Origin of the sequence: Micromonospora sp. NPDC047753, assembly GCF_040642735.1 — a bacterium.
GTDB lineage: Bacteria > Actinomycetota > Actinomycetes > Mycobacteriales > Micromonosporaceae > Micromonospora.
The window spans coordinates 1-8,230 of record NZ_JBEYSL010000308.1 but is presented as its reverse complement, the minus strand read 5'-3'; the positions used below and the strand labels follow the sequence as shown (position 1 = coordinate 8,230).

Here is an 8,230-nt window from a genome sequence, read left to right as displayed (position 1 = left end):
GAAGGTCGCCGGCGAGGTCAACCTGCGCATCGGCACCCACCCGCAGGGGTACGCCGTGACCGTCGACGGGGTCGGCGTGGATGCCGACATCCGTGCCCCGACCTTGCGGGTCACGTTGCCGGCGCCGTCGTAGGTGTTCTCCTCCACGACGTAGTCCCGCTTGGAGCCGTCAGGGTTGCGGAAGTCCTTGAGGGTGATCTTCTCCAACAGGTCGTCGCGGTAGTACTTGTACTCCAGTCGCCGACCCATGGCGTCGGTGTCGCTGGCTAGCCGCCCCGCGAAGTCGTACGAGTAGGAGTGCAGGACCAGGTAGTCGCCGGTGCCGGTGCCGGGGGTGCCGGCCGGGTCGCTGCGCCAGTCCCGCAGCCGCACCTCGGCCACCTTGTTCTGAGCGGTGTACGCCCAGTCGTAGCGGTTGCCGTTGGCGTCGGTCATGGTCGTCTTGTTGCCGAACCTGTCGTACCCGTAGCTGGTTTCGTTGCCCTCCGGGTCGACGACCCGGACCGGCCGTCCCTCGTCGTCGTACTCGGTGCTGGTGACCCGCTCGGGGTCACCACCGAGCAGGTCGATGGCGGTGACCTTGGTGGGGTTGCCGTCGGCGTCGTACTCGTTGACGGTTCGGCTCTGGTGCTGCTTGCCGGTGACGGCGTCGGTGGTGACCGGGCCGGTGACGGTGGCGACCCGCGAGTGCCCGTCGTAGGTGATCGTGGTGGTGACGCCCGCGGGATAGGTGTCGGAGATGACCTTCTCGGTGATCCGTCGGCCGAGCGCGTCGTAGGTGTACTCGGTCACCAGCCCGGACGGCTCGGTCACCTTGTACAGGTCACCGTTGGCGTAGTACGCGTAGCTGGTGGGCTTGGTCTGCCCGTTGGTGATGCTGCTGGCCAGCAACCCGGACGGAGGGATGCCGTTGACACCGGCCTCGCCGCCGCTGGTGTAGGTGTGGGTGACCAGGCTGCCGTCCGGGTTGGTCTGGGTGAGGAGCTGACCGGTGCGGTCCCGGTACGTGAAGGTGGTCCGGAACTTGTTGTCGGTCGGGCCGCTGGAGCGGCCGTCGCGCTGCTCCACCGCCAGGTCGATGCGCGGGTCGAACGGGTCGGTGATGGAAGCCGGGTAGGTGTAGTAGTTCGTGAAGCACTGGGTGGACGTACGGCAGCTCTTGCGGGTGGCGAGACGCCCCCGGCTGTCGTACGTCATCTCCACCGTGTCACCGTTCTCGTTGGTGACCTTGCTCTGCTGGCCGTCCGCGTTGTAGGAGAACGAGCGGATGGCCATGCCGTCCAACGGGTGCCGCACGAAGATCGGCCCACCGGCGTCGCCGGGGATCACGGTGCAGAAGGCCGGGTCGTTCGGGTCGGGTTGGGTGCAGACCTCGGTGGGCGGCGGGCTCGGCGTCGGGCTGGTCTGCCCGGGGCGGTCCTCCTCGCGGGTCTCCAGTCCGAGCGGGGTGCCGGAGCGCAGCAGTCGACCGGCGAGCGCGTCGTACTCGTACAGGTAGGGGCGGTTGGCCGGGTCGAGGACCTGGACGCTGCGCCGCAGGTCGGTGTCGCCGCCGTAGACGGTGGGCTGACCCACCTTCCAGGTGCCGCCGTTGTCGTCGGTGTACTCCTTGACCCGGTCGGTGGCCGTGTCGTACTCGACCTCGGTGGCGACCCGGCCGCTGGGCAGGGTGACCCGGGTCAGCTGCTGGGCGGCCGGCTTCGCGTACTGGAAGTGCGCCTTGGCCGCGTCCAGGCCGATCGGGTGGGAGTAGACAGCGACCTCGTCGATGGTGCCGGCGAAGTAGCGCTGGGCGGTGCCGCCCCAGGCCGGCCAGGAACTGGGCGTGGTCGCCGAGGCGAGGCCGACCTGGTTGAAGGTCAGCAGCGAGTGCTCGATCGGCTGCCCGGCCAGGTCACCGACCTTGACCCCGTCGAGATACATGGTCTGGGTGTTGGCCATCGCGGAGAGCACCACATGGTGCCACTTGTTGTCGTTGACCGTGATGCCCGAGGTGATCGGTGCGATCGTGCCCGTGGCGAACTGGCCGCGCAGCTTGCCGTCGGTGCCGGTGTAGAGCAGCGGGACGCCGCTGGTGGCGGCGGTGCCGACGGCCTTGTCCTGGTAGCCGACGAGCGGGCCACCGGTCTGGGTCAGGCCGATCTTGAACCACAGCTCGACGGAGACGTCACGGCTCTTCTTCACCAGCCCCTTGGGCAGCTCGAGGTAGGCCGAGGTGCCGTTGAAGGCCGCGGCGGTGCCGTTGGTGCCCTCCAGCACACCGGGCTGGCCCAGGGTGACGTTGTTGCGGTACGTGCCGGCGTCCTTGCCCAGGTTGATCGCCACGTCGCTGGCCGCGCCGGTGCCCTCGGCCTCGCCGAGGTGGTAGTACGAGTCGGGCTTGGCGTCGAGAACGGCGGTGCGGTAGTGCGAACCGGCCGCGTAGGCGTAGTTGGTGCAGGCGGACTCCGGGCCGCAGACCTTGGTCAGCAGGTCACCCTCGTAGGTGTAGTTCCAGGTCAGCTTCGCGCCGTTGACCTGGTCGGTGCTGACCGTGGCGATGCGGTTGCCGTTCCAGGTGAAGGTCAGCGAACGGCCGGCGGTGTTGCTCTGGCTGTTGGAGACCTGGGCCCGGGCGAGCTTGCCGGTCATCGGGTCGAGGGTCAGGTTGACCGAGTGCCCGGAGTTGTCGGTGATCTTCTGGAGTTTGTAGAGCAGGGAGAACTGGTAGGTGCTGCCGGTACGGTCGACAAGCTTCCAGTTGCTGCTGTCGACGGTGAGCTTCGCGACCCGTCCCGGCGGCGGCGCGTACGTGCCGTCCGGGTTCTTGCCGAACCGCACCTCCTGGCCGTCCGGGTAGCGGACCACCACGTTTCCGGTGCCGTCGTTGTCAGGGACCAGCGTCATGTCGTACCGGCTGGACCAGCCGGCGCCGAAAACGCCGGTCGTGCGGGGGTCGAGGCTGTTGTAGGTGCGGACCAGGTTCAGCTCCGGACCGACGGTCACCACCGTGGCGTCCACGGCGGAGGTGGCGAAGTTTCCGGTCTGAGCGTCGAACTCGCGACCCTGCTCGGCGTTGGGCGAGGTGGCGATCCGGGACAACAGGTCCGGTTGTGGCACCGAACTGAGCATTGTCGAGTACGGCGAGATGACCTCGTTGGCGCTGTCCTTGACGAAGGAGCGCCACAGGTAGCTCTTGCCCCAGACCATCCGGCCGGCGGGCACCACCCAGGACTGCTTGGCCTGGTAGCCGGAGTTGGTGCAGTTGGTCGCCGTACCGGCGTCGGTCTGGTCGCAGATCTCGAACTTGAAGGACAAGGTGGCACCGGGTGCGGCGTCGGTGTCCACGGCCCGGGCCCAGAGCAACGGGGTGAGCGTCGGGGCCTGGTACCCGTTCTCCGGGTAGAGCTCCTGCACGACCGGCGGAACGTCGAACACCTGGAGCACGATCCGACCGGGTGGCACCTGGTGGTCGGTGAAGACCGCTCCACCGGTGCGCACCATGGTGAAGTCGAGGAAGTAGGAGCCGGGCTCCAACCGCTTGACCGTCGCGTCGAGGGTGACCTTCGCGCCACGGGCCAGGGTGGAGGGCAGGTTCGCCGCCCGCTGCTGGGTCACCGCGGCGCCGGTCTGCGCGTTGTAGACCCGGTACGCGAGGTAGTAGTTGGCCGGCGTCCACGCCTCGGCACCGAGGTTGGTGACCGTCACCTTCACCTTGCCGTCCTGGTTACGCAGGACGGCCGGCTCCGGAGTGGGCTTCGGGATCGCGTATCCGGCGTTGTACGGGCTGTGCGTGACGTAGAGCGCCGGCGGGTTCGCCGTGCCGGTGCCGGCGAACTTCTTCCACGCCGAGGTGTCGGTGGTGGACGCGCGCAGCGAGAGACCGTTGTTGGCCTGCTGGCCGTTGGCCCAGCGCTGCACGAGGTTACGGCCGCCGACGCCGAGGTCGAACATCTCCCCGGCTGCCGGGCAGGCGGACTGGGACTGGCCGAGAGCGACGTACCCGTGGGCGAACGAGCGGCTGACCAGCGCGCCACCCACTGCCGGCCCCGGGTACGAGTAGCCGGTGCCGGCCGACCACGACCCGGTGACCGGGTGGACGCTGACCGCGCGCGCCTTGCAGGAAGCCGCGTCGAAGTTGACAGCGGAGAGCGCGGCCCCGTGGATGGTGTGGTTCTGGAGTCGGCTGACCAGGTTGCCGAACTTGAGGTAGGCCGCCGCGTTGGACCCGCCGGAGCGACCGACGAGCAACTCGCTGCTGCCGGACGTGGAGCTGTCTCCGTGCACGTACATGCTGCTGTCGGCGTTGATCGCAGCGACCGGCGGGCCGACGGTCGGGTCGACCTCGACCGGGTACCGCCGGGCCGGATCGGTCAGCCAGGCCCGGTCGGGGGTGACCTTCAGCGCCGTCTGCCCACCCGTGGTGACCAGTTCGTACGCGACCTTGGTGGAGGTGGCGGGACCGGCTGTGCCGGTGCCGGCGTCCACCATGTAACCCGCCGGGATCACCCCGCGTTCGCGCCCGTCGCGGTCACTGAGGACGACCTGACCGTCGACCAGCTTCGCGGTGAGGTTGCGCAGGCTCAGCGGGAACACGAACGAGGCGGGCGCCTTGGCCGAGCGCAGGACCAGGGTCTCCTTCAGGCCGCCGGCCCGGGGCTCCAGACGCAGGTCGACGTCGGGGCGTACGCCGGGGTAGGTGACGGCGTTCCCGTTCACCCGGCCCGGCGCGTTGGACGCCTCGGCCAGACCGAACCCGAACTCGGTGTCAGCGTCGAAGCTCAGCCGGGCCAACTGACTCGCGGCGCCGTTGCCGGCGAGGCGCAGACCGACCGAGTCGGCGGCGATCCCCCACCCGTCGGTGGTCGGCACCAGGGCGTGGTCGATGGGCGCCCAGGTGCCGTCCGGCTTGCGGTAGTTGATCGGGGAGGAGGAGAACTCGGTGGTCTGGGTGCCGTCGGCGTTGTCGAAGACCCGCTGGTTGACGTCGCGCTCGGCCGGTCGTTCCCGGCTGGTTCGCTTGTCGAAGCCTGGGGTGTCCTCGACGGGTGCCGTCGCGACGGACGCCTTGTTGCGCCCCGGGGCGGGCTTGTCGGCGAGCTTGTGCAGCGGGTACTGCCCGCGCATGGACTTCGGCAGGTCACGGTTGGGGCGTCCGGGTGTCACGTGAGCCTTGCCGGCCGCCGAGCCCCATGCCTGGTTCGGCTTCGCGCCGCCGCCACCCCGACCGGCGGAGGCCACACCGTCCCGGTCGCGGGCACTGCCCGCCGGCAGCGCCGTCACCCCGCTGCCGCCCAGGTTGAGCATCAGCACGCCGGCCAGAGCGGCGGCCAGGACCGACCGGGTGGTGCCGGAGCCGAACATCGAACGTTGCCGGGGTAGCCGACCACGCAGATCGGTCAGCCGACCGCGCGGGTCGGGCAGACGGCGAATGCTGAAGGACATGGTCACCCCTGGATCGAGGACGGGCTACGAGGCGGAGACAGGCACGTGCCGGCCGCGAGACCTGTGAAGGCCCCACGAAGCCGGGTGTGGATCGCCGCTACCTCTTCACGGGCACGGCGTTACGACGCCGACTCATCGGTCGACGAGAATGTCAGAAAAGAGAAAGAGACCACTCGGGTGGACGGAATTCACGCGGGAGCGGAGCGCCCAACAATATTCGTGTCGCCTCGGCACGGCAGAACGCCGCCAAGTCAGCGGTCACAGCTTCACACCCCCGTGTGCTGCTACTCATCGATATGCCGCTGTAGGTTGCAGCACGCTCGATCGGCTGTCAAGCCACAGTGGCGGCAACCTTCCTCATTTGCGCTACGACCTGGGGAGACTACTTTCCGTTAAGACTTCGGCCATTTGGAGCCTTAAGTCCGTTTACTGCCTGCTCCGACCCGCCCCTAATGTCCATCGTGGATGTTCCCGGACACCTCGAACCGGGCCGAGCTTCCGCGCTTGGCAGGCGGCCCACTGTCGTGCATGATGGGCCGCGACCGTGGCGGATGGATCACTCACCGCGCACAGTGGACCCTCTGTGAATGTGGCGATCACCACAGACTGATCAATTCACCACGGTCATTTTTATTTTCTCGGGGGAGGATCACACAAACGTGTCCCAGTTAACCAAAGAGTCCACACCACGGACGTCTTCTCGGCGTCGGTCGCTGGCGTTGACCGCCGCAGCGCTCATCGGCGCCGCCGGCCTCGTGGCACCGCTGCCGGCGTCTCCCGCCCAGGCGGCCACCGACGCCTTCAGCTGCACAGGGGCCGCGGCGTTCTTCAACTCGACCACGACCGGCACTCTCGCCCGTCGCCAGTACAGCACCCCGGGCAAGGACGGCGGCGTGTTCACCGCCGCCACCACCGTCGGCCCCAGCGGTTGGCAGACGTTCGGCCGCCTGCTGGGCGGGCCGGACGGCCGGGTCTACGGCATCAACTCGACCGGGCTGAACCGCTACCGATGGACAGGCAGCAACTGGGAGACCATCGATGGCAAGCAGAACCTGATCATCAGTTCGAGCTTCACGAACTACGCGACAGCCAGCTACCGCAACAAGATCACTGTGGATCAGATCGGCGACTTCTACGCCGTCGACGCCCAGGGCAAACTGCGCTGGTACCGGTTCGACGAGCCGACGCGGAAATGGACCATCGACGCACGTGTCATCGACTCCGGCTGGGACCGGTACAACCTGATCGTGGCCGGTGCCCCCGGCACCCTCTACGGCCGAACGTCCGACGGCAAGCTCTACCGGCACCGATTCGACCCGGCGAGTCAGCGGTGGCTCCTGCGGGACCGTCAGGTCGGTTCGAGCGACTGGCAGGGGTTCACCAAGGGGCTCTTCTCCGCCGGCGGAGACACGCTCTTCGGCATTCAGGCCGACGGTGATCTGTTCCAGTACCGCTTCCGCGACGACAACCTGTCCTGGGCACTGACCGCGGACCAGATCGGCAACGGCTGGGCCGGCTTCCCGAACGTCTTCACCACCACCAACACCTGCCGGCAGGGGGCGATCACCAGCCCCGCGCTGCCCGCCACCCCGGCGCGGCAGAACGCCCCGTTGGCGGTCGTGCAGGCCCCGCCCGCCGGCACCGCGCTCGGCAGCCTGGAGATCGCCTACACCGACAACATCGGTCAACTGCGGCACGGACGCGCGAACCCGGACTCGCTGTATTCGATCCAGTGGTCACCGGTGCCCGGCACCGAGGCGTACACGGGTAAGCCGTCGCTGGTCTCGGACGCCCAGAACAGGGTCACCATCGTTGCCCACGAGACCACCAGCAACGTGGGTTCGTTGACTCAGAAGACGCCGGCCATGCCGGACTGGAACCCGTGGCTCGCCCTCGGTGGGGCGATGCGCTCGGAGCCGACCGCCGTCCGGCTCTCCGACGACACCCGGGTGGTCTTCGCCCTGGACGCCGAGGGCGCACTGTGGCACCGGCGGCAGGACGGCACGGCCGGCGATCTGTTTCCGTGGACGCCGCTCGGTGGCACCGGCCTGACCGGGACGCCGGTCGCCGTGCCGGGCGCCGACGGCGCCGCCACACTTCTGGTGGCCGACGCTGCCGGCACCCTGCAGGCCGCCACGTACAAGGGTGGCGCGCTGACCTCCGCCTGGACGGGGCTGGGTGGCGCGGGCTTTGTGGACACGCCGAGCGTGGTGACACTGCCTGGGCGTCGCCTGATGGTGTTCGCCCGCCACACCGACGGAGTGGTCAAGAGCCAGTTGCAGAACATCGACGGCACCTGGCCCGGCACCTGGACCGCGGTGGGAGCCAGCGGGATCACGCCGGTCGGCTCCCCGACCGCGGTGCTGAGCCCCAACACCGGCCGCGTCTCGGTGTTCACCCGGACGACCGACGACACCATCCAGCACAGCCGACAGACCGCCGCGGGCTCCACCGCCTGGGGCAACTGGGCCACGGCGACGGTACCGGACGAGACCTATCCGACCGACCCGACGGCATTCGTCTTCCAGAACTCCAACGGCAACCGACTCGGTTTCGTGAGCCGGACCGCCAACGGTTCGGTTCGGCTCTACGACACCGACGAGTCGACTGCGTCGCTCGCCACCCGGGCCGCCCCGGCGGCGGGCATCTCGTTCACGAGGCAGGAGATCCCGCAGCCGCGCGACAACTGACCAGGATGGGGCCGGCGGCCGTCGGGGCGACACGGCAACGTGGTCTGGGTGAGCCCGGAACGCAACTGGCCGGGCCCGTAGATCTGGGTGAAGGTGAGGTGCCGAATCCAGTCACC

1 protein-coding gene and 2 pseudogenes are annotated in these 8,230 nt (G+C 68.8%); 2 read left to right on the top strand and 1 reads right to left on the bottom strand.

Going from position 1 to position 8,230, the window contains the following annotated elements:
• Positions 1–106, top strand: a pseudogene (locus tag ABZ749_RS23260) ((d)CMP kinase); the annotation flags it as partial.
• Positions 107–423: 317 nt separating this feature from the next.
• On the opposite strand, the pseudogene ABZ749_RS23255 reads toward ABZ749_RS23260, so the two are convergent.
• A pseudogene (locus tag ABZ749_RS23255) lies at positions 424–4,272 on the bottom strand (DNRLRE domain-containing protein); the annotation flags it as partial.
• A gap of 1,871 nt (positions 4,273–6,143) precedes the next feature.
• On the opposite strand from ABZ749_RS23255, the gene ABZ749_RS23250 reads away from it, so the two are divergent.
• Positions 6,144–8,114: a tachylectin-related carbohydrate-binding protein gene (locus tag ABZ749_RS23250; protein WP_357231036.1), complete on the top strand. Its 1,971-nt coding sequence runs from the start codon at positions 6,144–6,146 to the stop codon at positions 8,112–8,114.
• Positions 8,115–8,230: the final 116 nt, after the last annotated feature.